This window comes from Pseudomonas sp. PS02288, from assembly GCF_029959715.1.
Taxonomy (GTDB): domain Bacteria; phylum Pseudomonadota; class Gammaproteobacteria; order Pseudomonadales; family Pseudomonadaceae; genus Pseudomonas_O; species Pseudomonas_O kuykendallii.
In genome coordinates, this window is record NZ_JASCPA010000047.1 from 1 (window position 1) to 25,173 (window position 25,173).

The window sequence follows — 25,173 nt, forward strand, 5'->3', positions numbered from 1 at the left end:
CCGACGCCGGTGGGCAAAGGCGTAAGCAAAGACAAACGGACGCGGCACGGGGCCGCGTCGAAAGCCTGTCTGCACATGGGGGTGGCGCGGCACGGAGTGGCTTCGCCGCCGTGCCGCGCAGGAAGCGAAGCCGGCGCCAATGCAGGCATGTCCGCGTGCTTCGCACGACCGGACACGCCGGAGCTTGCGGGAGCGCAGCCATGACCGACCGGCGCGATGACGATTTCCGCGTGCGCCCCAACGCCCCGAAGAACCCGGGCAAGGCGCAAGGTCAGAGCTTCATTTCTAAGGTGCTCAAGCAGACCGGCAAGGCCAGTGGCGGTAAGTCCTCAATGCGCCATTCCGCAGCCGGCGGCAGCGGTGCACGCGCCGGCCAGCGCCCCGGTTCACGGCTTGGGCGCGGCCACACGGCGGCGCGCTTCGCCGGGGCGAAGCTGACATCCATGTCGCGGCGCGTGACGATCAAGACGCTGCTGGTCAATCAACGCAATGCCAGCCCGCAATCGCTGGCGAAACATCTGCGCTACATCGAGCGCGACGGCTCCGGCCGCGATGGCGAACCGGGCCGGGCCTACGGGCCGCAGACTGGCGATGCCGACCTCGATGCCTTCAAGGAGCGGGCCGCCGAAGACCGGCACCATTTCCGCTTCATCGTGTCCCCGGAAGACGGTGCCGAGCTGGATGACCTGCGCACCTATACCCGGCATCTGGTGAACCGCATGGAGGCCGACTTGGGGACACGGCTGGATTGGGTGGCAGTCGATCACTGGAACACCGACAACCCGCACACGCATTTGATCGTGCGCGGGCGTGACGACACGGGCAAAGACCTCATCATCGCGGGCGACTACATCGCCCACGGCTTCCGCCATCGGGCTGCCGAACTGGCGACGGAATGGCTGGGGCCGCGCACCGAACTGGAGATCCAGCAGACCATGCAGCGCGAGGTGGAGCAGGAGCGGTGGACAAGCCTGGATCGCATGCTGCAACACGAGGCCGGCGACGATGGCCGGGTGCAGATCGAACGCTTCAACGAGCCAACGCTGCAACGCCAGCGCCTGCTGTTGATTGGCCGCCTGCAACGCTTGCAGCGCCTGGGTTTGGCCGACGAGACGCAGCCCGGCACCTGGGCCGTCCATGCGGACGCGGAGAAGACCTTGCGCGCCCTGGGCGAGCGTGGCGACATCATCCGCACCATGCAGCGGGCCATGAGCGGCCGGCCGCGTGAGCTGGCGGTGTTCGAACCGGGCCAAGATGCAGATGGAAGCGGCCGCAGCATCGTCGGTCGCGTGGCTGCCAAGGGGCTGGCCGACGAGCTGCACGACCGAGGTTATCTGGTCATCGACGGCGTGGACGGCAAGGCCCACTACGTTGCGCTCAACGCCCGCGACGAGTTGGCGAACTATCCCACCGGAGCCGTGGTGGAGGTACGCGGCTCCGCCGAGGTGCGGGCGGCCGACAAGAACATCGCCGCGCTGGCCAGCGATGGCCTGTACCGCACCGATCATCACCTGGCGATCGAGCAAGGCCGAGCAAGGCCCGGACGTGACCCGCAGGAAGTGGTCGCCGCCCATGTTCGTCGGCTGGAAGCCCTGCGGCGGGCTGGCATCATCGAGCGCGTGGCCGAAGGGCTATGGAAGGTGCCGGACGACCTGCCCGAGCGTGGCCGCCAGTACGACGCGCAACGACTGGGTGGTGTCGCCGTGGAGCTGAAATCGCCCCTGCCGATCGAGCGGCAGGCGCGGGTGATCGGCGCGACCTGGCTGGATCAGCAGTTAATCAGCGGCGGCAAGGGACTGGGCGACCTGGGCTTTGGCGGGGAGGCCAAGGACGCTTTGCTGCAGCGCGCCGACTTCTTGGCCGAACAGGGGTTAGCCGAGCGACGCGGGCAGCGCGTGATCCTCGCCCGCAACCTGCTGGCGACGCTGCGCGGGCGCGATCTGGCGAAGGCCGCACAGGACATTGCCGCCGAAACCGGCCTGGAGCATCGGCCTGTCACGGACGGGCAACGCGTGGCCGGCATCTACCGGCGCTCCGTCATGCTGGCGAGCGGGCGCTACGCGATGCTTGATGACGGCATGGGATTCAGCCTGGTGCCGTGGCACCCGGTGATCGAGCAGCGGCTGGGGCAGCAGCTTGCCGCCACGGTGCGCGGCGGCGGTGTGTCTTGGGAGATTGGGCGGCAACGTGGCCCGTCTATCTGATAACAATGGAGGAAAGATATTTCCTACGAGTCAACCGTTGTTCCCTTTTTCGCTTCGTCGAGCAGCCATTGAGCAAACGCTTGTATTGGCTCTCTGCTCAATCCGATGGGCTCGGGGAGGATGAGGCAGAAGGTTTTGGAAATGGTTTTCCCCTCTGGCCACGGGGCCACCAGACTTCCTAGCGCAAGTTCGGTTTCAACGTAGAGGCGCGGTACTAGCGCAACACCGAGGCCGGCCAATGCGGCTTCTATCAACATTCCATGGAGATCATAGCGTGCACCAGTTGCAGGATTGGTCAGCGGGGTTCCCGTCTCCTGGGAGTACTGAAGCCAAGCTTCCGGGTTCTGTCGTCGGTGCAAGCGCGGTAATTCGTCCAGTGCGGTTTTTCGTTTGCGTCCTGTCAGAAGTTCAGGATGGCAAACCGGAACCAGCACTTCGTGCAAAAGCTGGTGAGTCCGCATTCCCGTCCACGCTGGATGCTCGAAATGGATGGCGCCATCGAAACCGCTTCCGGCGAGCACGAAGGGGTCCATGCGCTCGGCCAGATGCACAGTGATGTTCGGATGCTTCTGCTGGAATCTTGACAAGCGAGGGATGAGCCATCGCATCGCGAACGTCGGGATGGTGGCAATGTCCAGGCTCGCGCCATCGCTCGGCTGCCCCATCAAGTACTGGCTGTCCCGATCCAGGCGGTCAAGCGATTCGCGGACTTGGGCCGCGTAACGCTCTCCGTTGGGCAGGAGGCGCACACGATTGCCGACCCGCTCGAACAGCGTGACCCCGAGGAAGGCTTCCAGCCTGCCAATCTGGCGACTGATGGCTCCTTCAGTCAGAGACAGTTCCTCTGCCGCGCGCGCGAAGCTGCCGTGGCGCGCAGCCGCCTCAAATGCTGTCAGTGCCGTGCTGCTGGGAATCTTCCTTCGCATGAGCGTTCCTGGTACTGGAGCTAGTGATCGGTATAGCTTGATTTTTTATCACTGAAGCATACCGAAAGATCGTTTTATGCGTCGATATCCGGGACATACCATGATGGAACATCAACAAAGAGGGCCGGATGCACAAGAAGTCCGGTAGCGAGTGATCCATGATCTATACCGTCGAATGCAGCTTTTCCAACCCATCCAGCGAAGCGGAGTGGAATGATTTCTACAGCCTGGAAAAGCTGCCCGCTCTCATTTCAGTGAGCGGATTCCATACTTCGCAACGCTTCAAGGCGTTGAGCCCTGGCTGCCCCGTCTATCTGGCCATGCACTCGATCGACGGTCTGGCCGTGCTTGAGGGCGATGATTACCGCCAGAAGGGTGGCGGCAATTTCGCTCGTTGGCAGCAGCACATCACCGATTGGCACCGCAATCTTTATGGCGGCCTTGAACGCGCGCCTGCCATCGGTGAAGGAGACCATCTGATCGTGAGCGCAGTCGGTTCCGAGCCGCTCATCGAGATGGGGCTCAAGCCTGATCTGATGCGGGCCGTCGCATTGGAGAAATTTCCTGAAAACAGGTGGCTGGCGAAGCTGGATAGCTCCATCAGTCTCAGTGTGGAAACCCTTCCGAAGGACGTGCACCTCTATGCCCCGATGACCGCGCAATTGACGAGTGGCAATGACGCAGTGCCCCAGACGGAGGGACAGAACCGACATGCCTAACCTGACGATCTTCATCCAGGCGGAAAAGATGCCGCCCGAAGCGAATCTGGCGGAACTCACCGAACGATGCACTCGGCTTTGCACGGACGTCCTCCAGGCTGCGCTGGACAACGTGCATGTCATCTATGTCGCTGCTCGCCAGGGACGCGGGCATCCTGCTTACGCGGAAATCAAGTACCGCCTCGAACCGCTCAGAACGCCATCGGTCATGGACGCCTTCATGGCGCGACTAGATGAGGCCATAAAGCGCCATACGGGGCTAACGGCGCGCATCCGTTGCTTCGGCTATCCGGCCCCCGCCATCTATGCGCGGAACTGATTACGCGCAAGGAGCGCCGCAATGAACAAAATGAAATTTCCAGGCCAGCAGATCGGCGAGTTTTCGATCACGGCCATCAGTGACGGATACCTTTCCGCAAGTCTAGATCTTCTCTCCAATATCGATCCTATGGAGGCGTCCAAGTTGCAGCAGGACGCAGGCGTGAGCGACCCATCCTCGATCCACATCAACTGTTACCTGGTGCGTGGAAGGGGTCGCACGATCCTCATCGACGCGGGAGCTGGTGGGTTCAAGCAATGGGGTGGAAAGTTGATAGCGAATCTCGCACTTGCTGGTGTGCAGCCCTCTGACATTGACACCATTCTTCTGACCCATGCACATCCCGACCATGTTGGGGGGCTGCTTGACTCGTCAGGGGAAGCTGCCTTTCCCGATGCAGAGTTAGTCGTCCACCAGCGTGAGGTTTCTTTTTGGAAGGATGATGGCAACCTCAGCCGAGCGAGTGAGCGGGCTCGTGGCAACTTTATGTTGGCTCGGAAGGTGTTCGATCAGTATCGGGAGAAGATGCGCACGTTTACTGATAGCGAAGTTCTCCCTGGCATTAGTGCCATGTCCCTTCTAGGACATACCGCAGGGCATTCCGGTTATCGCATCGAATCCGATGATCGTAGTCTGCTGGTTTGGGGGGATATCGTTCATTTCCCGCAGATCCAAATTGCTCGTCCCGACGTATCCATTGCATTCGACCAGGATCCGATTCTCTCCGCCGAAACACGATCAAAACTATTGGATGTTGTCAGCTCGGACAAACTTCTGATCGCTGGGATGCACCTGGGCGAACTCGGGTTCGCACATATCAAGCGCAAAGGTACGCACTACGAGATTTCCTATGAAGCTTAGCGGCCGGTAGACATGTCTGGGTTTAGCCGGCAGCGGGGAATGAGATCACTGGTCCCAGGGGGCCTGCTGCCAGCGATCAAGCAAAAAGTCGCTGAATGCCGTCAGTCGGCGCGGCACCGGCTCTCGCCTTGCCCGCACGATGCTGATCTTCGAGGGCGTGGCTTCCCAGTCCGGCAACACGCGCACCAGCTGCCCGTCGCGCAGTTCCTCGTGAATGTCCCAGGTTTCGCGCAGCGAGATACCCAGCCCGGCCAGACACCAGGCATGCAGCACGTCGCCGCTGTCGCTGCACAGCGTGCCGCTGACCGCGACAGGCTTCTCCCGGCGGCCCTTGCGTAGCGGCCAGATGCTTTGCAGCAGGCCTGGATAGGCGAACACCAGGCAGTTGTGCCGTTCCAGCTCTTCCGGCTGCGCGGGACTGCCATGCGCTTTCAGGTAGACGGGAGACGCCGCCAGGATGCGCCGGTTGTCGGCCACGCGACGCGCCACCAAACGCGAATCGGCCAACTCGCCCATGCGGATCGCCAGGTCGAGGTCGCCGCTATACAGATCCTGCACCTGATCAGACAGGCGCAGGTCGAAACCGACCCTTGGATGCAGGCGGCAGAAATCGTGGATAGCCGGGGCCACGAACTTGCGCCCGAACGGCGTGGGCGCGGTCAGGCGGATGGTGCCGCTCAGTTCCTGGCTGCCGCCGGTCGCCAGTTCCTGCACTTCTTCCAGCACCGCCAGGGCGACCCGCGCCCGTTCGGCGATGGCGCGGCCTTCGCCGGTGATGCGCAGGTTGCGGGTGTTGCGCTCGAACAGCGTGGTGCCCAGCGCCTGTTCCAGCCGGGCGATCTGCTTGCTGACCGTCTTGGGCGCGAGGTGCAGGTCGCGTGCGGCGGCGGAAAAGCTTTGGCGCTCCACCACATGCACGAACACCGCCAGGTCATCGAGGTTGCGCAGGGCCATTTGGGTCATTCCGGGGAAAGTGTTTGTCTATTTTGGTCATTTAAAGGATATACCGAATTCACCAGAATGAGGTTCCTTACTTCGCATGCCGCAACGCGCACGCCTCCGCCGGAGGCGCTCGGCGGTGTGCTCGACTCGCTTGCAGGAGCCTCCGATGACCCAACGCATTCTTTTCGTCTTGACCAGCCACGACCGCAAGGGACCGGCCGGCGCCGCCGACGCCGTGCCCAGCGGTTTCTATCTGTCCGAGGTCACGCATCCGCATCGGGTGCTGGCCGATGCCGGCTATGCCGTCGACTTCGTCAGTCCCAAGGGCGGCAAGACGCACGTCGATGGACTCGACCTGGACGACCCGATCAATGCCGCGTTCTGGAACGATGCGGCGCTGCGCGGTGACACCGAGAACACCTTGGCACCCGCGCAGGTCGATCCCGATGCCTACGCCGCGATCTTCTACGCCGGCGGCCACGCGACGATGTGGGATTTCCCAGACAACGCCGAACTGGCGACCATCGCTGCGCGCATCTACGAGCGTGGCGGCGTGGTCGCGGCGGTCTGCCACGGACCGGCCGGGCTGGTGAACCTCACGCTCTCCGATGGCATCCATCTGGTCGCGGGCCACGACGTGTCGGCCTTCACCAACGACGAGGAACGCGCGGTCGGCCTGTACGACACGGTGCCGTTCCTGCTGGCCGATGCCCTGCGGGAACGCGGTGCCCGGCATCTGCCCGCGCCCAACTTCCAGGCGCAGGTGGTGGTGAGCGAGCGGCTGGTGACTGGCCAGAACCCCGCTTCGGCCAAGGGTGTGGCCGAAGCGATGCTGCCGCTGCTGGCGGCGGCGTCCGTGGATCGGGCCTGAGCCATGAACGAGCGCATGCCTTTCGTCATCTACGTCTTCGCGCTTTGCGCGTTTGCCCTGGGCTTTACCGAGTTCGTCACCATCGGGCTGGTGTCCACCATTTCCGCTCACCTGCATGCCAGCGTCGCGCAGGTCGGCACGGCGGTCACAGCCTATGCGCTGGGCGCTGTGATCGGTGCGCCGGGCCTGACGGCGCTTGCCACGCGCTGGCCGCGCAAGCGGCTGCTGCTGGTGGCGATGGGGCTGTTCACGCTGGGCAATGCGGTGGTCAGCCTGTCCGATGCACTGACGCCCATGTTGGTGGCCCGTTTCGCGTCGGGCCTGGGACATGGGGTATTTCTTGCCGTGGCCTCCAGCGGGGCAACCCAACTGGCGGGCCGGCATCGGGCCGGTGCGGCGGTGGCCGTGGTATTTGGCGGCTTGACTCTGGCCCTGGCGCTGGGCGTTCCGCTCGGCACCTACCTGGGCAGCGTGTTGAGCTGGCAGGTCATCTTCATGGCGGTAGCCGCGAGCGGCGCGATTGGCTTCCTCGGCTTACTGGCCTTGATGCCGACGGATCGGGACGACGCCTCAGTGCAGGCCAACGCGATGGATGGCCTGAAAGCGATGTTCAATCCGCGCCTGCTGGCTGGAGCCGGCATCACCGTGCTGGCGTATGCCGGGTCGTTCGCGCTCTACACCTACATTTCGCCGATCCTGCTGCAAGTGACGAACGTCAGCGAAAGCACGGCCAGCCTGTTGATGTTGGGCTACGGCGTGATGGCCGCCATTGGCAACATCTGGGGCGGACGCCTGACCGACCGCAAGGGTGCGGACTTCGCCGTGATGATCGTACTGGTCGGCCTGGCCGTGGTGCTGCTGGCGATTTGGGTATCGGCGCCGTCGTTGCCGTTGATGGTACTGCTGACGGGCCTGCTGGGTGCGTTGACCTATGCGGCGGTGCCAGCCTTGCAAGCACGGGTGATCGGACTGTCGCATATCCACGCGCCGCAAGCGCCAGCAGTGGCCGCAGGTCTGAACATCGCCGGCTTCAATGGTGGTATCGCGCTGGGTTCGCTGCTGGGGGGGGGCAGTCTGGAGATGATGGGCCTGACCAGTACCGCCTGGGTCGGTGCGGTGGCCGTGGGGCTGGGAATTGCCTGGATGCTCTGGCAGATGCGACGTTCCGCGTTCCTGGGCTCAAGACTTCATGGATAGCCGAGCCGGTATGGAGTGATCCGCTGATGGTGGCCGTGCCGGCACGGCAACCCCTGCTGGCCCACAAGCGCATCCCGCTCGAAGCACTGCTACGTTTCCGCTGGTGCTTTGCGATCAGCAGGCGTGCGAGGGCCGCGCGCGGCAGGTGGCGGCGGAACGGGTCGCGTCGTGCGACCTGATGATGGCGCTGGTATCTGCCGGCCTCGCCCCGGGCGTGCGCACATTGCGGCCAGCGGAGAGCAGGGCATCATCGAACGGGCACTGGCCGGACGCTCGCCGATGCTCGTGACCTATCTACGACGCCTGGACGGCGAACCCTCGGAAACACTGGACCGCTTCATTGAGCGCGTACAGGCCATCGAGTCACCGGAAGACGCACGGCCAACACCGGACGACTATCCTCCCTCCCTGGAGGACCCCGAACGATGAATAAGACGATCCCATTTAACGCCGGGGGGCTAGCTCGCTAGACATCCTTGGTATAATTTGTAAACCTAGTATTGATTAGCGCCTTGAATCGCCTAAGCACGCAACAGGAATTCGTCATGCTTGAGATAGAACCACTCTGCTTTTCGTCCGACTGCCCCAGCCGGGCCTTGTTCGACCAGATCGCTGACAAGTGGTCGATGATGGTGCTGACGGTGCTTGATGACGGCCCGCAACGCTTCAACGCCATCCGTCGCCGGTTGCAAGGTGTGACCCAAAAAGCGCTTACCCAATGCCTGCGCAAGCTGGAACGCAACGGCTTGGTATCGCGAGAGGTAATTTCGCTCTCGCCAGTCGCGGTGCAATATCAGATCACGCCGTTGGGCCGCACGCTGCAACAGCCTTTTCGGGCGCTGCACGAGTGGACTCTCGCGAAGCTGCCGGAGGTCGATGCGGCCCGGCGAACGTTCGACGCCGCCGCCAGCGGCGCGAGCAGTCCGGACGGAAGGCTGCTTCATTTAATGTCATGAGCGCGCCGTCCACTGATCGTGGATCGGCCGATCCATGTCCGAAGGTCAATTCAGCACATGTTTATGAAACGGCTTGACCTGCTACCCAGACCGATGCGCCGCTGGCGAGTCTCGTGCGGGGTCTGCACTTCGAGCTCGATATAGCCAAACTTAGCGAACTTCGACCATATCTACTGCTGGCGTTATCGATCGAGAGGACAGACGGTGCCGCCGCTAGTCATATGCGCGGGGCCATCTATCGATGCTTCAACCAACAAGCGCCAACGAATGTTCTCAGGCAGTAGGTTTCCTCAAACCTACTAGGGCGACGCAAAGTGCCTAATAGACACTAGGTTTATTGCGTATACCATTCTGATAGCCCTCACTTTCGAGGCAAGCGGTCCGAGCCGTCACCTTCGTTCGTTGCTCCTGTGGGCAAGCTGCTATTCGCTAATTGCTCATACACAGGAAGCACCTCTTCGGTGAAGCCGCGCCTGACTAAACATCGGGTGTGGGCGGGACATCAAAAACGGTAGATGGAGAAAACATGGATAAGCTGAAGCTTTTGACCCCCTTGAGCAATAAAGAGCTCACCTTCAAGAATCGGGTATTTATGGCGCCGATGACCAGAGGTCGATCCAAGGATCAGGTCGCCAACGAATTGACTGCAACGTATTACGCGCAGCGCGCATCAGCAGGACTCATTTTCACGGAAGGCACCCAGATCAGCGCCCAGGCGGTCGGCTGGACGAATACCCCAGGAATCTATACTCCCGAGCAAATTGCGGGGTGGAAGAAAGTAACCCAGGCAGTTCATGAAGCGGGCGGTCTGATCTTTGCCCAACTCTGGCATACCGGGAGAGCATCTCACCCGGACTTTCATGGTGGAGAACTGCCGGTGGCGCCATCGGCCGTCCCCTTCAATAGCCAAGCATTCACGCCAGAAGGCGTCAAGCCTTCTGTGACCCCACGCGAAATGACCCTTGATGAAATCAAGGCCACCATCGCGGACTATGAAAAAGCTGCGCAGGCTGCAAAGGATGCGGGCTTTGATGGCGTTGAGGTTCACGGCGCCAATGGTTACCTGCCTGCGCAGTTTCTGGAAGACGGTTCAAACAAGCGAACCGACGAGTATGGTGGCACCGTAGAAAAGCGGGCTCGGTTCCTGCTCGAGGCTACCGATGCTGCAATAAAGGTCTTCGGGCCGGCCCGAGTGTCGGTCAGGTTGTCACCACGCATTCCGTACAACGACATGGGCGACTCCAATCTCGAACAGACCTACATGTATGCGGTAGATGCGCTGGAAAAGAAAAACGTTGGCATTCTGCATTTCATGGAGTCTGCAACTCTGCCGGAAGGTGCTAAACCTCTGGCACCAGGCGCTCGCAAGCGATTCTCAGGGATTTTCGTGTTGAATGTTGGTTACGACCGGGAGTCTGCGGAACAGGTGCTGGAAAGTGGCTTGGCTGATGCAGTCACATTCGGCACGCTGTTTATCAGTAATCCTGATCTGCCTGAACGCTTCCGCCAAGGTGCTCCACTGGCAACACCGGATGCTTCCAAGTTCTACAGCGGTGCAGAAGAAGGCTATACAGACTATCCGCTGATGGCGTGATTAATCCCAATCGAAGCGCACTGGCTGAAGTCCAGGTTTTGGCCTGAGCCGGTCCGCTCCTTCACTCGCCGTGCCTTCTGGGCACGGCGTTTTTATTTAGTTAATTTCATGGCTCACGCCTTCGTGATCAAAGGCCATCCGAGTTGTGCGGCGCTACGAAGACTGGATCGAACCACCAAGCGGTGGAACGGGGCGATGACAAAAATATAAAGGCGACCAAAGCGATTGTGGCAATTGACAGCGGTTGAGAAAGTCAGTTGACGTTTGCCGCTTGGCGACAGCTGGTTGGAGCAGAAAACAGAGAGCCTGAAGTCCAAGTGCTTGTCTTCTCCACCAAGGACAATTTCGGTCGGACTGGCGCCGTAGATCTTGAAGATGCCGATATGGCCTCTCTTGCTCTCCGCTGCAAGTGAACTGAGTTGCTTGGCAGTTTTGAGGCCGAACCTGCCAACCGTCGCGTCTCGGATCGCTATAAGGCCGCTGATCCAGGGCGCTCGGCGGGAGGGGATGAACCTCGCCAAAAGTTCAGGATTGGATGACGCTCCGGATGGGAGCTCGATCGAGTAAGCATCAGCGAGATTCGGCGATGAATAGGCTTTTGCAATTCTCGAATCTGAAGGGATCGATACAAGCGTTACGCGAAGGCATTCGGTCGACATTGTGTGTTAGCCATTTTGACCGCAGGGCCTGGAAGGTAAAAGATGTGCAGCAGCCCTACTCAACGATCAATATTTACACCCGCGACCACAGATGCGCTTTTTCCGGCTAGGAGATCTCTTGCCATGTTCATAGCCGCATCGCGTGAAGGGGCCAACAACAGAGGGTAGCCCCAGAATTTGCTGAACACTAAAGCGAACGCCTTGAAACCCAGGCGTTTTGCGGCACTAGGCTCAACCATAATCATCGCTAGCACCAGTTTGCGAAGTTCGGCCTTGTGCTTTTTCATCCAGAGTGCTGTCCGTTTCTTCTCTTCAGGCGCGTGCTCATGGCTTTCGGTCGGTGGAGTATCGCTCAGGAGCACGAACGGTTCCCCACGTTTGAGATTGGCGTCGAATTCATCGAAGTCCTTTTGCGAATCCTGTCCGGGATCTTGCCCAAAACTCATCCAAACGAAGGGAAACTGCGAACTATTCATCGACATGATGCGTTCCTTTTTTTTGCTTGAGTTGGCGCCAAGTCGCCACGATGGCGCACAGGCCGGGAAGGGTGATGAAGAAAAGCGCCGAGAAAGCGATGTGCCCACCATCGCGCAGCCCGTCGAACACGCCAGTAAAACTGTTCACAAAGACCAGAACGCCACCAAGGATTAATACAGTCCACTGGGATCGGACGGTTCCGATCAATGCGAGCAAGACCGTGACGATCCAGGCGCCGTAGAAGATGGAAAACATCCACAGTGCGCCGGCGTCGAAGGTGATCGCGGGCGTCGTGCCGTTCGCCTTAACGTAGTCGTTCACATAGGAAAAGGACTGGAGCGTCACAAACAGCACAGCGCCGACGGCAGTCGTCAACCAGAATAATGCGAGCCTGTTCTTCTGGTGGCTCACGATCGCGCCTTGGTAGGCGGCTTTCGTATTTTGGGGAGGAGAAGACATGTTAGATCCTTGCTCATTCACGAAGGCAATTGACAGTAGTAACTGGACTAGTACTTGACGCTGACCGTTGCCATCATATTGCGAGGCTCTCCATACAACATCTGATTGAAGAAGCCGTTCATGACGGTGTATTTCTTGTCGAACAGGTTGTTGACGTTAACGGCCAGTTCAATGTTGTCTGTGGCGGCATAGCGCGCCATTAGCGACGCCAGCGCATAGGGCTTCTGCTCGGCGTTGACCGCGCCGCTGGGGCTGGTGGCGGACTGGTAAAAGCGGCTTTGCCAAGAAACTCCGCCTCCCACTGTCAGTTTGTTCCATGCCCCCGGGAGCCGGTAGGTAGTGAACAGCCGCGCTGTGGTGCGTGGCAATTGGCTGCTTAGCCTCGCATCCGACGAATCGGATCCGGTGAAGTGAGACACTCCGGCGTAGAGATTCCAGTCCGTCATCAACTCGCCCTGCAGGTCCACATCGATTCCACGAGACTTGGTCCCGCTAGCGCCGTAATAGGCCTGGGTGCCATCGGAAAGAATCTGGCCCGCATCGATCTGGCCCAGGTTGTCCAATCGTGCCTCGAACAAAGAAACCGACGCATTCAGGCGCCCGTCAAGATATTCGCCCTTCAGGCCAATTTCTTTGTTCTTGCCCGTCGTGGGTTTGAGCACGTTGCCATCGCGGTCGCGGTAGGTCTGCGGATTAAAGATCTCCGTATAGCTGACGTAGGCCGAGTACGTGTCGTTGATGTCGTAGATCAGCCCAGCATAGGGCGTGAACTCACCGGTCTTTTTGTAGTGGAATCGCGCGCCGTTGGTGTCCTGGTCAAGCTCGTAGTTGCTAAACCGTCCGCCGATGATGAGCTTCAAGGGATCGGCCAGTGAGAAGCGCGCCGCGGTATAGATTCCGCTTTGCTTGGTCGTGATGTTGGTTGGCGTGTAGCCCGCTGCGGCGAAATCCAGTTCAGGATAATTACCACGCCAGTCATAGATGCTGCCCAGTGGGGTGCGCCCAAAGACAAAGCCGGTGCTGTCCTGGTTGGATGTTCGCTTCGATCCCATGACACCCACCACCAGTTCGTGTCGGCGACCGAAAAGCTGGAATGGGCCGGATGCCATTGCATCAAAGCTGTTTTGACGTGTATCGGTCTTGCTCGCCAGCCCCACCGGAAGCAGGCCCTGACCGGTTACGCGATCCGGGTAGCCGGAGCCGCTGAACAGCTTCGCCTCTGAGTCGGTCTCCTGATGCGTGAACACAGCGCGTACTGTCCAGTCATTGTCGAAATGGTGCTGGATACTGGAAAAGGTCGTCTTCAACGAGTTGTCCCAGCCGCTCCAGTCAGCGGCCAAGGACTTCGAGCGCGACCAGTTGGCTCGGTAGCCGTCACTGAACCAAATCGGCATGCCACCCCAGGTCGTGCCATCGGCCCGGATGTCCTGGTAGTCGTAGCCCAAGCTGAAGGTCGTGTCCGGCGTGAGGTCCGCCTCGATGACGCCGTAGAAGGCATTTTTTTTCTGCTGATAGCGATCCAGGTAGGAATGTCGGTCGTGCTGGACGCCCACCAGTCGTGCACGAATACGGCCGTCTTCGGTTAGCGGCGTGGATATATCGGCGACGCCGCGGTAGTTGTCCCAGGAGCCGGCGCTGACTGATGCGGAGGCTGAAAACTCGCGGGTCGGGCGCTTGCGCACCAGGTTCACCGACGCAGATGGATTGCCCGCGCCGGTCAGCAGGCCGGTGGCGCCGCGTACGATCTCGATGCGGTCGTAGAACGCGGTATCCAGGAAGCTCGTTCCCTCAAAATATGATGTCGGGATGCCGTCGAACTGGAAGCTGTCAATCTGAAAGCCCCGTGAATAGAAGCTCACCCGTTCGGTGTCGTTGGTGCTTGAGGAGATCCCGGTACTGTTTTCCAGCACGTCCTTGACTGAGTTCAGTTGCTGGTCGTCCATCCGCTGGCGGGTTATGACCGTCACCGATTGTGGCGTTTCACGCAACGACAGAGGCAGGCGGGTCGCAGCCGCGGTTTGGCCTGTGGTGTAGGAGCTCGTGCCTTCAGTCGTGGATTCATCGCTTCGGCCCGTCACTGTGAGGGTCGGCAACGTCATTGCCTCTTGAGCGGCTGCTGTGCTGTTCGGGCCTTGGATCTCTTTTGATCCTTGGGCAAATGCGCCCTGAGCGCTCATGGAGATTGCGAATGCAACTGCCGAACTCAGCAGGGAGCTTGGCGCGCTCTTCCACGTTTCTTTACACGCCGTAGCCGAGGAAGCGTGCACAGCTTGATGTGCAAGCCTTTGGTGTTGGCAAAGAAACCTATAAATCGAGAAATAGCGCAGCATCAAACAAGACTCATTTGTATTTGGATGCGATATTTAACGACGAGATGCCGTAGTCTCGATGGCGAAGTTAAGCCAATTTATTATCCAGTTAGGCCAATTTCCACGGATGCCTTTCGAGGCTCCCCGATTGCTAGGCCTTTGCGGTCATGACGATTTCTGATCAGGAAGCACAATGCCGCGCAAGCCCGCACTGTCCGTGTCGGTAGTTCTTTCTGATAGGTACCTTGCTGGCGGCTTTCCTACCGCCTTTCGGAACATAGTGATGAATCCGCTGGCGTTTTCATAGCCCAAATCCAACGCTACCGTTTGCACGCTTTCGCCCTTGGTAAGGCGCTGGAGTGCAAGGATCACGTGCAACTGCCGGCGCCAGCGTCCAAAGCTCATGCCGACCTCGTGCATGAGAAGCCTGCTCATACTCCGCTCGCTCATGCCGATGCGAACAGCCCAGTTGCTCTTTGATGTTTTATCCGTGGGGTCGATTAGCAGCAATTCTGCAAGGTGGCGTAACCGTGGATCATGTGGCATCGGCAGGTGGAGGTCTTCCACGGGAGCAGTTGCCAACTCATCCAGTAGTGTGGCAACGAGCCGGTCCTCACGACTCCCGGGTGCGTACAACTCGGGAAAGCCAGCCACCCTCAACAGCAATTCACGTAGCAATGGCGAAACTGAAATCGTGCAGCATCTTTTCAGCAGACCGGATGCGGCGGTGGGCTCTACGAACAAGCAATAGCATTCCGTTTCACCCGAGCCCCATACAGAATGAGGCAAGTCTCCTGGAATCCATACAGCACATTGCGGCGGCACGATCCAAACGCCGGCTTCGACTTCGCAATTGAGCACGCCTCGGACGGAGTAGAGCAGTTGCGCTTTGCGATGCTGATGCGTTGCATGCTCCCAGTTATCTCCTACAGAGGCAGCTCTAAGAGCTACAACAGCGCGAGGCACATTGTCGAAATCCCTGGTTTCTGTCTTATCAGTGATGCAGATGCTTGCCATGACGTGCATCGAACTCCAATGAGGGTTAGCGGTTGGCCTAAATGAAAAGTATTATGGCTAAGTTGCGCAATGGCGGCTAGTCCTCGTTTGTGTATCGTGCTGATGCAGACTCCCGCGTGATGCAAAACTCGGTGCGCTAGGTGGCCTTCTCTACTGCTGCCGTTGAGCTGTCCAGCTTCGCTTGTCGGTGGCGCTGCGGCGCATGTTGGCCATTGAAGTTGGTTGTCTGGCCGCGCCGCGCTGTTGCCATGAAATGAGCGGCGTTGCAGTAGCCGTTCGCTTGGGACGAGCAGGCCTACTGCCTGTCGCCGCTCTAAAGCTGGGATGCTAAAGAACGCTCAACGCAGCATGCAGCGCACGTTGAATTCTGCCTTTGCGATAGACGTTGTGGGCATCGCGCTGGCGAAATGGTGGGTGGCAGTCTGATCGTTGAGCAGAGGAAAGCGCTGGCGCCGCGACCGGGCGTTGCGCTTGGAATGCTGGCGCGAGCGTCTTTGCGGTGTTTGTTGCGCAGCAAGACTTGATCCGCTCATGAAACGTATATCAAGGAGCATGGACATGCCGGCTACCAATCCCATCGTCCCGCTGCAAGCGTCGGAGGGGCGCATTGGGGGACTAAGTGCCGTAGTGTTGACATTGAGCGAGGCCGGCCTCCAGGTGTCGGGCTATATAGACCATTGCGTCGCGCAAAGCGGCACATCCGTCGACTGTTTCCACCTGTTGGAGCAGTGGGTCTATGAGGAGGCTGTTTCACGGCATGAAGACCCGGCACGATTTACAGGCGACGCATCTAGCGTGCAGGAGACGCGCTGGAAATCGGGGAGTCTTCAGCCGATTGGCTGGCTACGGAAGTGAGGATAAGGCATGGAGTTGCGCCATCTTCGTTGCTTTCTGGCCGTCGCCCAAGAACTGCATTTTGCCCGAGCGGCCGAGAAGCTGCACATCGAGCAATCGCCGCTCTCCCGTACCATCAAAGAGTTGGAAGACGACCTGGGCGACCAGCTGTTTGTCCGCACTAGCCGTAGTACGAAGTTGACGCGGGCGGGGAAACTGTTCCTTGAGCATGTGCCGCGTGTGTTCGCCGCTCTGGAACAGGCCCGTGATAGCGTGAAGGCGGCAGCCAACGGCTTCAATGGCCAGTTACGCATCGCGCTATCCGACGGCATCACGCCATCGCGCCTACCTTCCTTGCTTGCAATGTGCAGGCAAGAAGAGCCCGAGGTGGATCTTCGACTTTTTCAGGTACCGCTGTCGCAGCAGATAAAAGGCCTGCACGAAGACTTGTACGATGTGGGCTTTTCCCAATCCGCTGAAGTAGGCGAAGGCGTCGCGGCGGAGGCGGTCTGGAATGATCCGTTGATGGTGGCAGTACCGGCTCGACATCCGTTGCTCAAGCATAAGCGGATTCCACTGGACGAAGTGCTGCAATTCCCGCTAGTGCTGTCCGACCCGCAAGCGTGCGAAGGCCACGCACGGCAGGTTGATCGAGTGCTGCGTCACTCCGAACGGGAGCCCTTGGTTGCCGAACGTGTTCCCTCGTTTGATTTGATGATGGCGCTGGTTTCGGCGGGCTTTGCCCTGGGGTTGGCTGGTGCGCCTCATATCGCTTCTAGCCGCGAACCTGGTGTGGTGGCTCGGCCTCTAGCAGGCCGCTCGCCCATGCTCACGACCTACTTGCTGCATCGTGAGGGCGATTTTTCTGAAGTGCTGTCCCGATTCATTGAACGTGTTCGGGCCATCGACTTGCCGGAAGGCACGAAGCTCACCGTGCCACCCGACACCGATCCACTGGAGGAAGCCGACCTATGAGGAGACCAATGCTTCTCTTGCTCGCCGTGATGCTGACCGCTTGTGGCCCGCAGAAGACACCAAGAAAAATCACTGTGCCGACTGTGGAGGAATTGGCAGCCGATCCGGCGCGTTTGAAGGAGTTGCGTCAGCGGTGCAAGACAGACCGTGCGTCGCTTGGCGACGTCCTCTGCAACCGCGTGGCAGAAGCCACGCGCAAGCGGTTCTATGGCGACGGCAACACGACCTATACCCCGCCCGAGGCGCCACCTAAGTTCTAGTCGTTAGTCCTTCACAAATTATTCTTCCTCTTCGCCAAACACGCCGCAGCGCGCTCGCACCTGCGGCGTTTCTATTGGTTTCGCTCCAGCCTGGAACGATGCTTTTTGCATCATCTTGCTTTCGATAGCGGTCTTTGACCGGCACCCACCCGGCACCGATCCTCCCTCTAAGCGGCACGTCCCTGTGCCGCTTTTAAACGAGGAATCAGCGCAGGGAAATCGGAGGCCAGTCAATGCAAGCTCAGGGCGTGCTGTTCGGGCAGATCGTGGTTGTTTTCAGCATCGTGATCGCGGGTGTGTGGAGTGCAACGCAATGGACAGCCGCCGCTCTGGCCTACCAACTACGCCTTGGCTCGCCCTGGTTTGATTTCTTCGGAATGCCGGTCTATCACCCCTGGCGGCTGTTCGAGTGGTGGTTCTTTTTCGATGCCTACGCGCCGCACGTCTTCGACATAGGCGGTGCCATTGCGGGCGGCAGCGGCCTGGTCGCCGTGGTGGTTGCCATCGCCATGTCGGTGTGGCGTTCGCGGCAATCGCGCCTGGTCACGACCTATGGCTCGGCACGTTGGGCCAACGCCACCGACATTCGCAAGGCCGGGCTGATGCAGTCTGCCGGCGTCCTTCTCGGCCTGCATGCCGGCCAGTACCTGGGTCATGAAGGCCCGGAACACGTCCTGACGTTCGCGCCCACGCGCTCGGGCAAAGGCGTGGGCCTGGTGGTGCCGACCTTGCTGTCCTGGCCCGCATCGGCAGTGATCCACGACATCAAGGGCGAGAACTGGCAGATCACCGCCGGTTGGCGTTCGCGTTTCTCGCATTGCCTGCTGTTCAACCCCACCGATGCGAAGTCGGCCGCGTACAACCCGCTGCTGGAAGTGCGGCGCGGCGCGCATGAAGTGCGCGACGTGCAGAACATCGCCGACATTCTCGTTGACCCCGAAGGCGCACTGGAGAAGCGCAATCACTGGGAGAAGACTTCGCACGCGCTGCTGGTCGGCGCCATCCTGCATGTGCTGTATGCGGGCGAGGACAAGACGCTGCGCGGCGTTGCCAACTTCCTCAGCGACCCGGCGTGCCCGTTCGAGCTGACGCTGCATCGGATGATGACGACGAAGCACCTGGGCGATGCACCGCACGCGGTTGTCGCGTCCGCCGCGCGTGAAGTGCTCAACAAGAGCGACAACGAGCGGTCTGGCGTGCTCTCCACCGCGATGAGCTTCCTGGGCTTGTACCGCGACCCCACGGTGGCCGAAGTCACTTCACGCTGCGACTGGCGTATCGCCGACCTGATTGCGTCCGAGCATCCCGTTTCGCTGTACCTGATGGTGCCGCCTTCGGACATCAGCCGCACCAAGCCGTTGATCCGGCTCATCTTGAACCAGATCGGGCGACGTCTCACTGAATCGCTCGATGGCAGCGACGGCATCGAACGCCGCCACAAGCTGTTGCTGATGCTCGATGAGTTTCCGGCGCTGGGCCGGCTCGACTTCTTCGAGACGGCGCTTGCCTTCATGGCCGGCTACGGCATCCGCAGTTTCCTGATCGCGCAGTCGCTCAACCAGATCGACAAGGCGTATGGGCAGAACCATTCCATCCTCGACAACTGCCATGTGCGAGTGACGTTCGCCACCAACGACGAACGCACCGCCAAGCGCATTTCAGAAACGCTCGGCACGGCAACGGAACTGCGCGCGCAGCGCAACTACGCCGGCCACCGGCTCGCGCCGTGGCTCGGGCATCTCATGGTGTCGCGGCAGGAGACCGCACGCCCGCTGCTGACGCCGGGCGAAGTGATGCAACTCCCGCCCGATGAATCCGTGGTGATGGTGTCCAGCGTGGCGCCGATCAAGGCCAAGAAGCTGCGCTACTACACCGACGCCAATTTCAAGCAGCGCGTGCTGCCCCCGCCAGCTCTCGCGGATGGGCAGTACGCCGACGTGCCACCGGCCCGCGCCGACGATTGGAGTGGCCTGGCGATCCCCGTCGTGCCCGCCGCATCAGCCACGGCCTCAGTCGATGACCTGGGTGGCGCCGACGACGGCGGCCCGGGCCGCCAACCCGAACTCTCCGAATCCGTCGCTTACGACCCCGAGCTGGATGCGCCCGATGACCTCGCGCTGCTCGATGACGACGACGACCTGCCGCTGCCTTCTTCGGCCTCGCTCCCCGGCCAGCTTAACCCGGCCATGCAGCGCACGGCGCGGCTGGCCTCTCTCGACCCTAACGACGGAATCGACCTATGAGCCAATACCGCCTCAACCTTTTCATCCAGCACGAGCACGCCAAGCGGCTGGAAGAACTCGCCGCCAAGAAAGGCGTCTCGAAATCCAGCATCGTCGCGGCGGCGCTCGCGTCCTGGCTGTCGCCTGACGCGGGCGACCAGCGCGAAGCCGCCATTGCCAAGCGACTGGATCGACTGTCGCGGCAGGCCGAACGACTGGAGCGCGACCAGAACATCCAGATCGAAACGCTGGCGCTGTTCATCCGCTACTTCCTGACCGTCAGCACGCCGGTGCCCGAGGCGCATCAGGACGCGGCCCGTGCCCAGGGCAAGGCGCGTTTCGAGCAGTTCATCGAACAGCTCGGCAGGCACCTGCTGCGCGGCCGCAGTCTGGTGCGCGACGTGGTGGAAGAACTCCATCCCGACCCGATGCGGATGGATGACGCGGCGGCGCTGGCGGAAGCGCAGGAGCGTGCCTCATGAGTGCCGTTCCGCAGGTCCCGCCCGAACCACGCTCGTCGGCCACCACTTCACAGGATCGCCGCATCCAGATGCTGCGCACGGCAATGGGGCCGCTGATCGCCGCCGCGCTCGAAGACCCGGACGTGGTGGAAATCATGCTCAACCCTGATCGCACCCTGTGGGTGGATCGGCTGTCGTCGGGCCGCGCACCGCTGGGCGTCGAGCTGCCCGAAGCCGACGGCGAACGCATCATCCGCCTTGTCGCCGCCCACGTTGGCGCGGAAGTGCATCGCGGCCAGCCGCTCTTGACCGCTGAATTGCCCGAGACGGGCGAACGCTTCGAGGGCATCTTGCCGCCGGCAGCGCCGGGGCCGGCGTTCGCGCTGCGCAAGCGGGCCGTGAGCATCATCGGCCTGAATCGCTATGTGGCCGACGGCATCCTGACTGCCGGCCAGGCCGACTTCCTGCGCCGCGCCGTGCGCGAGCGCCAGAACATCCTGATCGCCGGCGGCACCAGTACCGGCAAGACCACGCTCGCGAATGCCTTGCTCGCGGAAATCGCTGCCACAGGCGACCGCGTGCTGGTGCTCGAAGACACCATCGAGCTGCAATGCGCCGCTCGCGACCATGTGCCGCTGCGCACGCGCGCAGGCGTCGTGTCGCTGCAGGAGCTGGTGCGCGCCACGATGCGCCTGCGTCCTGATCGCGTGATCGTCGGCGAGGTGCGCGGGGGCGAGGCGCTGGATCTCATCAAGGTGTGGGGCACCGGCCACCCTGGCGGCATCGCCACCATCCACGCCGGTTCCGCCTTGGGCGCACTGCTGCGCCTGGAGCAATTGATCCTTGAAGTGGCGGTGAATCCGCCGCGCGCGTTGATCGCCGAGGCCATCAACGTCGTCATCCACATTGCCGGGCGTGGCCGCAAGCGCCACGTCGAAAGCATCGCCCGCGTCGTCAGCTTCGACGGCGTGGGCTATCGCATGGCGGATGCGCTGGGAACACCGTTTCCCGAGCTGCCGCCAGTTTCTTCCCCGTCCCCTGAATCCTCTGGAGAACTGCTATGACGCAGATGCACATTCTTGCTTTCCGCATTTCCGTAAATCCGGCTTCGGCCTTCGCGTGCCTGCGGCGCCTGGCCGCGCCGGCGCAGCATGGCCTGCTGCTGGCCGCCATCATGCTGATGACGGCCGGCACGGCGAAAGCCTCCGGTTCCTCGATGCCCTGGGAAGGCCCGCTGACCTCGATCCTCGAATCCATCCAGGGGCCGGTGGCGCGCATCGTCGCGGTCATCATCATCATTTCCACCGGCCTGGCGCTGGCCTTCGGCGATACCAGCGGCGGCTTCCGCAAGCTGATCCAGATCGTGTTCGGCCTGTCCATCGCGTTCGCGGCGTCCTCGTTCTTCCTGTCGTTCTTTTCATTCTCCGGCGGGGCGGTCGTATGAGCGCCCCGGATGCCTTTGCGGCAGGCTTCGAGGTGCCGCTGCATCGCTCGCTGACCGAGCCAATCCTGATGGGCGGTGCGCCGCGCACTGTGGCGATCGCCAACGGCACGCTGGCCGCCGCCGTCGGGCTGGGCCTGCAACTGTGGATTCCCGGTGCGGTGCTCTGGATCGTCGGCCATTCGCTGGCGGTCTGGGGCGCGCGCATCGATCCGCAGTTCATGCAGGTCTTCGCCCGGCACATCAAGCACAAACCGCTGCTGGACGTGTAGGGGACGCCGCCATGCTGAACCTTGCCGAATACCGCCAGCGCCCGGCCTTGCTCGCTGACTGGCTTCCGTGGGCCGGGCTGATCGCGCCGGGCGTCGTCTTGAACAAGGACGGCAGTTTCCAGCGCACGGCGCGCTTTCGCGGGCCTGATCTGGACAGTGCCACGCAAGGCGAACTGATCGCCACTTCGGCGCGGCTCAACAACGCGCTGCGCCGGCTGGGTTCGGGCTGGGCCTTGTTCATTGAGGCCGAGCGCCGGCCGGCGGCGGACTACCCACACTCCGACTTTCCCGAACCGCTGTCCTGGCTCGTGGACGAGGAACGCCGCGCGGCCTTCGAGGAATCGGTGCATCACTTCGAGAGCGGCTATCACCTGACATTGGCTTACCTGCCGCCCGAGGAATCGCGCGCCCGCGCGGCCAAGCTGCTCTACGAGAACGCGCCCGGCGATGGCGTGGACTGGCGCGGCCGGCTCGATGCCTTCGTGGCGGAAACCGATCGTGTCTTCGACTTGCTCGATGGCGTGATGCCGGAAATCGCCTGGCTCGATGACGCCCAGACGCTGACCTACCTGCACGCCACGGTGTCCACGCGGCGCTATCCGGTGGCCGTGCCGGAGGTGCCGTTCCACATCGACGCGCTGCTGACCGACTCCGCGCTGGTCGGCGGTCTGGCGCCCACGCTGGGCGACCAGCACCTGCGCGTGGTGTCGGTGCGGGGCTTTCCGACCTCGACCTGGCCGGGCCTGCTGGACGACCTCAACCGCCTGGGCTTCGCCTACCGCTGGAGCACGCGCTTTCTCTGCCTGGACAAAGCCGAAGCGGAAAAGGAACTCGGCCGCCTGCGCCGCCAATGGTTCGCCAAGCGCAAGAACGTCATCGCGCTGCTGCGCGAGACGATCTTTCAGCAAGAAAGCCCGCTGGTCGATACCGACGCGAGCAACAAGGCGGCCGACGCGGATGCCGCGATGCAGGAGCTGGGTGGCGATCAGGTGGCCTTCGGTCACTTCACTGCAACGGTGACGGTGCTCGATGCCGATCCGGCCGCGGCCGACGAAAAGCTGCGCATGGTGGAGCGCGTCATCCAAGGACGCGGGTTCGTGACCATCCCCGAAACGCTGAACGCCGTGGATGCGTGGCTGTCGTCCATCCCCGGCAACGCTTACGCCAACGTGCGCCAGCCCATCGTCTCGACGCTGAACCTGGCGCACATGATGCCGCTGTCCGCCGTATGGGCGGGGCCGGAGAAGAACGGCCACCTCGATGGCCCGCCGCTGATCGTCACCCGCACCGATGGCGCCACGCCGTTCCGGCTGGTGACGCACATCGGCGACGTGGGGCACACGCTGGTCGCCGGCCCGACTGGCATGGGCAAGTCGGTGTTGCTTGCCATTCTGGTGCAGCAATTCCGCCGCTATCGCGGCTCGCGCGTGTTCGCCTTCGATATGGGCCGCTCGATGCGCGCCACCATCCTGGGCCTGGGCGGCGAGCACTACGACTTGGGTGCCGATGGCGGCATTGCCTTCCAGCCGCTCGCGCGGATCGACCGGGAAAGCTATCGCTCCTGGGCGGGGGAATGGGTGGAAGGCCGCCTGTTGCACGAAGGCGTGACGGTCGGCCCGGACGAGAAGGCGGTCATCTGGTCGGCGCTGGGCAGCCTGGCCGGGGCGCCTGTTGAGCAACGCACGCTCACCGGGCTTTCCGTGCTGCTGCAATCGAACGCGCTACGGCAGGCACTCGCGCCCTATGTGCTCGGCGGCGCGCACGGAAAGCTGCTGGACGCGGACACCGATCGTCTCGGCTTCGGTGACGTGCAGGGCTTCGAGATGGAAGAACTGATGCACAGCCCCGCCGCCGTGCAAGCGGTGCTGCGCTACCTGTTCGCCCGCTTCGATGAACGTTTCGACGGTGCGCCCACGCTGCTGATTCTCGATGAGGCGTGGCTGTTCCTCGATGAGCCGTCTTTTGCCGCGCGCATTCGCCAATGGTTGAAGACGCTGCGCAAGAAAAACGTGTCGGTGATCTTCGCCACGCAGTCGCTCGCCGACATCAAGGATTCGAGCATTGCGCCAGCGATTATCGAGAGCTGCCCGAGTCGGATTTTCTTGCCTAACCCGCAGGCCACCGAGCCGCAGATTCGCACGATCTACGAGGGCTTCGGCCTCAACAGCCGGCAAATCGAAATCGTCGCCACCGCGCAGCCCAAGCGCGACTACTACTACCAATCGCGCCTCGGCAATCGCCTGTTCGACCTCGACCTGGGGCCGGCCGCGCTCGCCTTCGCGGGCGCATCCACACCGCAAGACCAACGCGACATGGATCGCGTGCTGACACAGGCCGGCACTCCCGGCTTCGCCGGCGCGTGGCTGCGCCATCGCGGCCTCGACTGGGCCGCCGACCTGCTGCCGTCCTCACCTGGGGCGGCTTCGTTCCTCAACTCCCAATCACTGGAGATTTCGCCATGAAGACCCGTGTGCTTTCCGCTTCGCTCGCCGCCGCGCTGGCCGGCTCGCTGATGCTCGCCCAGCCGGCGGCGGCGCTGACCTTCGTTGATCCCGTCAACTTGGTGCAGAACACGCTCACCGCCATCCGCACGCTGGAGCAGATCAACAACCAGATCAATCAGCTTCAGAACGAAGCGCAGATGTTGATGAACCAGGCGCGCAATCTCGCGAGCCTGGACTTCAACATCGTCAACCGCCTGAGCTCGACGCTAGCCACCACCGAGCGCCTGATCGCCGAGGCCCAAGGGCTGGCCTATGACGTGCAGAGCATGGATGCCACGTTCGCCCGTCTCTACCCCGAGCAGTACGCCGCGACCATCAGCGGCGACCGCATGGCGCAGGACGCTCGCGAACGCTGGAAGAACACGCTCGATGGCTTGCATACCGCGATGCGGATGCAGGCGCAGGTGTCGCAGAACCTGGCCCAAGACGAAAGCGCGCTGGCCGACCTCGTGGGCCAGAGCCAATCGGCCACCGGCGCTTTGCAGGCGCAGCAGGCGACCAACCAGCTTCTTGCCTTGCAGGCCAAGCAGTCGATCCAGTCCCAGCAGCTCCAGATCACGCAAGACCGGGCGGCCTCGCTGGAACTGGCGCGGCAGGCGGCGGCGACCGAGCGCGCCCGCGAAGTGCGGCGGCGCTTCCTCGGCAGCGGCACGCCGTACACGCCGCAGTCCGTCAATTTCTACAACAACTGACG

Annotated in this window: 26 protein-coding genes and 1 pseudogene; 19 read left to right on the forward strand and 8 right to left on the reverse strand. The window is 61.7% G+C overall.

Translation table 11 applies throughout. The annotated features are described in order from the left end of the window. Positions 1-200 precede the first annotated feature (200 nt). A complete protein-coding gene (locus QMX85_RS17190; protein WP_282342861.1) occupies positions 201-2,204 on the forward strand; it encodes a relaxase/mobilization nuclease and DUF3363 domain-containing protein in 2,004 nt (667 codons plus the stop codon). A gap of 23 nt (positions 2,205-2,227) precedes the next feature. On the opposite strand, the gene QMX85_RS17195 is transcribed toward QMX85_RS17190, so the two are convergent. Further along, on the reverse strand, positions 2,228-3,130 hold the full coding sequence (locus QMX85_RS17195) for a LysR substrate-binding domain-containing protein (protein ID WP_282342862.1): 903 nt from the start codon (positions 3,128-3,130) through the stop codon (positions 2,228-2,230). A 158-nt stretch (positions 3,131-3,288) separates the two neighbouring features. Between QMX85_RS17195 and QMX85_RS17200 the strand changes: the two genes are divergently transcribed. Genes QMX85_RS17200 through QMX85_RS17210 form a run of 3 tightly spaced genes read left to right on the forward strand, consistent with a single transcriptional unit; the run spans position 3,289 to position 5,029 of the window. Continuing rightward, positions 3,289-3,849, forward strand: coding sequence for a sugar ABC transporter (locus QMX85_RS17200; protein WP_282342864.1), 561 nt, complete (start codon positions 3,289-3,291; stop codon positions 3,847-3,849). Continuing rightward, complete coding sequence (locus QMX85_RS17205) at positions 3,842-4,168, forward strand: hypothetical protein (protein WP_040107471.1); 327 nt, start codon at positions 3,842-3,844, stop codon at positions 4,166-4,168. Before QMX85_RS17200 ends, QMX85_RS17205 begins: the two co-directional genes overlap by 8 nt. Positions 4,169-4,189: 21 nt before the next feature. Then, positions 4,190-5,029 carry an MBL fold metallo-hydrolase gene (locus QMX85_RS17210; protein WP_282342874.1) on the forward strand — a complete coding sequence of 280 codons (840 nt, stop codon included), beginning with the start codon at positions 4,190-4,192 and terminating at the stop codon, positions 5,027-5,029. A gap of 45 nt (positions 5,030-5,074) precedes the next feature. On the opposite strand, the gene QMX85_RS17215 is transcribed toward QMX85_RS17210, so the two are convergent. Next, positions 5,075-5,983, reverse strand: coding sequence for a LysR family transcriptional regulator (locus QMX85_RS17215; RefSeq protein ID WP_282342875.1), 909 nt, complete (start codon positions 5,981-5,983; stop codon positions 5,075-5,077). Between the two features lie 154 nt (positions 5,984-6,137). Here QMX85_RS17215 and QMX85_RS17220 point away from each other — a divergent pair, with 154 nt between their 5' ends. The 5 genes and pseudogenes from QMX85_RS17220 (at position 6,138) to QMX85_RS17240 (ending at position 10,589) form a co-directional block, all read left to right on the forward strand. Next, positions 6,138-6,842: a type 1 glutamine amidotransferase domain-containing protein gene (locus QMX85_RS17220; RefSeq protein ID WP_282342876.1), complete on the forward strand. Its 705-nt coding sequence runs from the start codon at positions 6,138-6,140 to the stop codon at positions 6,840-6,842. 3 nt (positions 6,843-6,845) lie between these two features. Next, the gene (locus QMX85_RS17225) at positions 6,846-8,039 is read left to right on the forward strand and encodes an MFS transporter (protein ID WP_282342877.1); all 1,194 of its coding nucleotides are present in this window, start codon (positions 6,846-6,848) and stop codon (positions 8,037-8,039) included. Next, positions 8,039-8,468: pseudogene (locus QMX85_RS17230) on the forward strand (LysR substrate-binding domain-containing protein); the annotation flags it as partial. The gene QMX85_RS17225 and the pseudogene QMX85_RS17230, both read left to right, overlap by 1 nt. 116 nt (positions 8,469-8,584) lie before the next feature. Continuing rightward, a complete protein-coding gene (locus tag QMX85_RS17235; protein ID WP_282342879.1) occupies positions 8,585-8,995 on the forward strand; it encodes a helix-turn-helix domain-containing protein in 411 nt (136 codons plus the stop codon). Positions 8,996-9,521: 526 nt separating this feature from the next. Continuing rightward, positions 9,522-10,589 (forward strand): alkene reductase, encoded by a 1,068-nt coding sequence (locus QMX85_RS17240; protein ID WP_282342880.1) that lies wholly within the window; start codon positions 9,522-9,524, stop codon positions 10,587-10,589. 113 nt (positions 10,590-10,702) lie between these two features. Here QMX85_RS17240 and QMX85_RS17245 read toward each other — a convergent pair whose 3' ends face one another. The 6 genes from QMX85_RS17245 to QMX85_RS17270 form a co-directional block, all read right to left on the reverse strand. Beyond that, positions 10,703-11,248 (reverse strand): DUF2867 domain-containing protein, encoded by a 546-nt coding sequence (locus QMX85_RS17245; RefSeq protein ID WP_282342881.1) that lies wholly within the window; start codon positions 11,246-11,248, stop codon positions 10,703-10,705. A 59-nt stretch (positions 11,249-11,307) separates the two neighbouring features. Then, positions 11,308-11,730: a hypothetical protein gene (locus QMX85_RS17250; protein ID WP_282342882.1), complete on the reverse strand. Its 423-nt coding sequence runs from the start codon at positions 11,728-11,730 to the stop codon at positions 11,308-11,310. Beyond that, the gene (locus tag QMX85_RS17255; protein ID WP_282342883.1) at positions 11,717-12,184 is read right to left on the reverse strand and encodes a hypothetical protein; all 468 of its coding nucleotides are present in this window, start codon (positions 12,182-12,184) and stop codon (positions 11,717-11,719) included. The genes QMX85_RS17250 and QMX85_RS17255 overlap by 14 nt, the downstream gene beginning before the upstream one ends. Positions 12,185-12,231: 47 nt before the next feature. Then, positions 12,232-14,361, reverse strand: coding sequence for a TonB-dependent siderophore receptor (locus QMX85_RS17260; RefSeq protein WP_282342884.1), 2,130 nt, complete (start codon positions 14,359-14,361; stop codon positions 12,232-12,234). A 297-nt stretch (positions 14,362-14,658) separates the two neighbouring features. Next, the gene (locus tag QMX85_RS17265; RefSeq protein WP_282342886.1) at positions 14,659-15,510 is read right to left on the reverse strand and encodes a helix-turn-helix transcriptional regulator; all 852 of its coding nucleotides are present in this window, start codon (positions 15,508-15,510) and stop codon (positions 14,659-14,661) included. A gap of 338 nt (positions 15,511-15,848) precedes the next feature. After that, entirely contained in the window at positions 15,849-16,070 is a 222-nt protein-coding gene (locus QMX85_RS17270; RefSeq protein WP_282342888.1) for a hypothetical protein, read from the reverse strand. Between QMX85_RS17270 and QMX85_RS17275 the strand changes: the two genes are divergently transcribed. The 10 genes from QMX85_RS17275 to trbJ all read left to right on the forward strand — a co-directional run bounded on the left by QMX85_RS17275 (position 16,069) and on the right by trbJ (position 25,171). Then, complete coding sequence (locus QMX85_RS17275) at positions 16,069-16,365, forward strand: hypothetical protein (RefSeq protein ID WP_282342890.1); 297 nt, start codon at positions 16,069-16,071, stop codon at positions 16,363-16,365. The two genes, QMX85_RS17270 and QMX85_RS17275, sit on opposite strands and share 2 nt — an antisense overlap. 9 nt (positions 16,366-16,374) lie before the next feature. Beyond that, positions 16,375-17,319 (forward strand): LysR substrate-binding domain-containing protein, encoded by a 945-nt coding sequence (locus QMX85_RS17280; RefSeq protein WP_282342892.1) that lies wholly within the window; start codon positions 16,375-16,377, stop codon positions 17,317-17,319. Continuing rightward, complete coding sequence (locus tag QMX85_RS17285; RefSeq protein WP_282342894.1) at positions 17,316-17,579, forward strand: EexN family lipoprotein; 264 nt, start codon at positions 17,316-17,318, stop codon at positions 17,577-17,579. The genes QMX85_RS17280 and QMX85_RS17285 overlap by 4 nt, the downstream gene beginning before the upstream one ends. Positions 17,580-17,812: 233 nt before the next feature. Then, the gene (locus QMX85_RS17290; RefSeq protein WP_282342896.1) at positions 17,813-19,822 is read left to right on the forward strand and encodes a conjugal transfer protein TraG; all 2,010 of its coding nucleotides are present in this window, start codon (positions 17,813-17,815) and stop codon (positions 19,820-19,822) included. Then, positions 19,819-20,283 carry a CopG family transcriptional regulator gene (locus tag QMX85_RS17295; RefSeq protein WP_094852245.1) on the forward strand — a complete coding sequence of 155 codons (465 nt, stop codon included), beginning with the start codon at positions 19,819-19,821 and terminating at the stop codon, positions 20,281-20,283. Before QMX85_RS17290 ends, QMX85_RS17295 begins: the two co-directional genes overlap by 4 nt. Beyond that, positions 20,280-21,326, forward strand: coding sequence for a P-type conjugative transfer ATPase TrbB (gene trbB, locus QMX85_RS17300; protein WP_282342905.1), 1,047 nt, complete (start codon positions 20,280-20,282; stop codon positions 21,324-21,326). The genes QMX85_RS17295 and trbB overlap by 4 nt, the downstream gene beginning before the upstream one ends. Then, positions 21,323-21,706 (forward strand): TrbC/VirB2 family protein, encoded by a 384-nt coding sequence (locus QMX85_RS17305; RefSeq protein ID WP_167655145.1) that lies wholly within the window; start codon positions 21,323-21,325, stop codon positions 21,704-21,706. Before trbB ends, QMX85_RS17305 begins: the two co-directional genes overlap by 4 nt. Beyond that, complete coding sequence (locus QMX85_RS17310) at positions 21,703-21,975, forward strand: VirB3 family type IV secretion system protein (protein ID WP_186130483.1); 273 nt, start codon at positions 21,703-21,705, stop codon at positions 21,973-21,975. Before QMX85_RS17305 ends, QMX85_RS17310 begins: the two co-directional genes overlap by 4 nt. A gap of 11 nt (positions 21,976-21,986) precedes the next feature. Further along, the gene (gene trbE / locus QMX85_RS17315) at positions 21,987-24,437 is read left to right on the forward strand and encodes a conjugal transfer protein TrbE (RefSeq protein WP_282342915.1); all 2,451 of its coding nucleotides are present in this window, start codon (positions 21,987-21,989) and stop codon (positions 24,435-24,437) included. Next, positions 24,434-25,171 carry a P-type conjugative transfer protein TrbJ gene (gene trbJ / locus QMX85_RS17320; RefSeq protein WP_282342917.1) on the forward strand — a complete coding sequence of 246 codons (738 nt, stop codon included), beginning with the start codon at positions 24,434-24,436 and terminating at the stop codon, positions 25,169-25,171. The genes trbE and trbJ overlap by 4 nt, the downstream gene beginning before the upstream one ends. Positions 25,172-25,173: the final 2 nt, after the last annotated feature.

Coding starts and splice junctions, on each gene's coding strand:
- QMX85_RS17250 (WP_282342882.1), bottom strand. CDS start 11,730: ATGTCGATGAATAGTTCGCAGTTTCCCTTCGTTTGGATGAGTTTTGGG.
- QMX85_RS17200 (WP_282342864.1), top strand. CDS start 3,289: ATGATCTATACCGTCGAATGCAGCTTTTCCAACCCATCCAGCGAAGCG.
- QMX85_RS17280 (WP_282342892.1), top strand. CDS start 16,375: ATGGAGTTGCGCCATCTTCGTTGCTTTCTGGCCGTCGCCCAAGAACTG.
- QMX85_RS17295 (WP_094852245.1), top strand. CDS start 19,819: ATGAGCCAATACCGCCTCAACCTTTTCATCCAGCACGAGCACGCCAAG.
- QMX85_RS17270 (WP_282342888.1), bottom strand. CDS start 16,070: ATGTCCATGCTCCTTGATATACGTTTCATGAGCGGATCAAGTCTTGCT.
- QMX85_RS17225 (WP_282342877.1), top strand. CDS start 6,846: ATGAACGAGCGCATGCCTTTCGTCATCTACGTCTTCGCGCTTTGCGCG.
- QMX85_RS17290 (WP_282342896.1), top strand. CDS start 17,813: ATGCAAGCTCAGGGCGTGCTGTTCGGGCAGATCGTGGTTGTTTTCAGC.
- QMX85_RS17285 (WP_282342894.1), top strand. CDS start 17,316: ATGAGGAGACCAATGCTTCTCTTGCTCGCCGTGATGCTGACCGCTTGT.
- QMX85_RS17220 (WP_282342876.1), top strand. CDS start 6,138: ATGACCCAACGCATTCTTTTCGTCTTGACCAGCCACGACCGCAAGGGA.
- QMX85_RS17215 (WP_282342875.1), bottom strand. CDS start 5,983: ATGGCCCTGCGCAACCTCGATGACCTGGCGGTGTTCGTGCATGTGGTG.
- QMX85_RS17310 (WP_186130483.1), top strand. CDS start 21,703: ATGAGCGCCCCGGATGCCTTTGCGGCAGGCTTCGAGGTGCCGCTGCAT.
- QMX85_RS17195 (WP_282342862.1), bottom strand. CDS start 3,130: ATGCGAAGGAAGATTCCCAGCAGCACGGCACTGACAGCATTTGAGGCG.
- QMX85_RS17265 (WP_282342886.1), bottom strand. CDS start 15,510: ATGGCAAGCATCTGCATCACTGATAAGACAGAAACCAGGGATTTCGAC.
- QMX85_RS17260 (WP_282342884.1), bottom strand. CDS start 14,361: ATGAGCGCTCAGGGCGCATTTGCCCAAGGATCAAAAGAGATCCAAGGC.
- QMX85_RS17210 (WP_282342874.1), top strand. CDS start 4,190: ATGAACAAAATGAAATTTCCAGGCCAGCAGATCGGCGAGTTTTCGATC.
- QMX85_RS17255 (WP_282342883.1), bottom strand. CDS start 12,184: ATGTCTTCTCCTCCCCAAAATACGAAAGCCGCCTACCAAGGCGCGATC.
- trbE (WP_282342915.1), top strand. CDS start 21,987: ATGCTGAACCTTGCCGAATACCGCCAGCGCCCGGCCTTGCTCGCTGAC.
- QMX85_RS17305 (WP_167655145.1), top strand. CDS start 21,323: ATGACGCAGATGCACATTCTTGCTTTCCGCATTTCCGTAAATCCGGCT.
- QMX85_RS17275 (WP_282342890.1), top strand. CDS start 16,069: ATGCCGGCTACCAATCCCATCGTCCCGCTGCAAGCGTCGGAGGGGCGC.
- QMX85_RS17240 (WP_282342880.1), top strand. CDS start 9,522: ATGGATAAGCTGAAGCTTTTGACCCCCTTGAGCAATAAAGAGCTCACC.
- trbB (WP_282342905.1), top strand. CDS start 20,280: ATGAGTGCCGTTCCGCAGGTCCCGCCCGAACCACGCTCGTCGGCCACC.
- QMX85_RS17190 (WP_282342861.1), top strand. CDS start 201: ATGACCGACCGGCGCGATGACGATTTCCGCGTGCGCCCCAACGCCCCG.
- trbJ (WP_282342917.1), top strand. CDS start 24,434: ATGAAGACCCGTGTGCTTTCCGCTTCGCTCGCCGCCGCGCTGGCCGGC.
- QMX85_RS17245 (WP_282342881.1), bottom strand. CDS start 11,248: ATGTCGACCGAATGCCTTCGCGTAACGCTTGTATCGATCCCTTCAGAT.
- QMX85_RS17205 (WP_040107471.1), top strand. CDS start 3,842: ATGCCTAACCTGACGATCTTCATCCAGGCGGAAAAGATGCCGCCCGAA.
- QMX85_RS17235 (WP_282342879.1), top strand. CDS start 8,585: ATGCTTGAGATAGAACCACTCTGCTTTTCGTCCGACTGCCCCAGCCGG.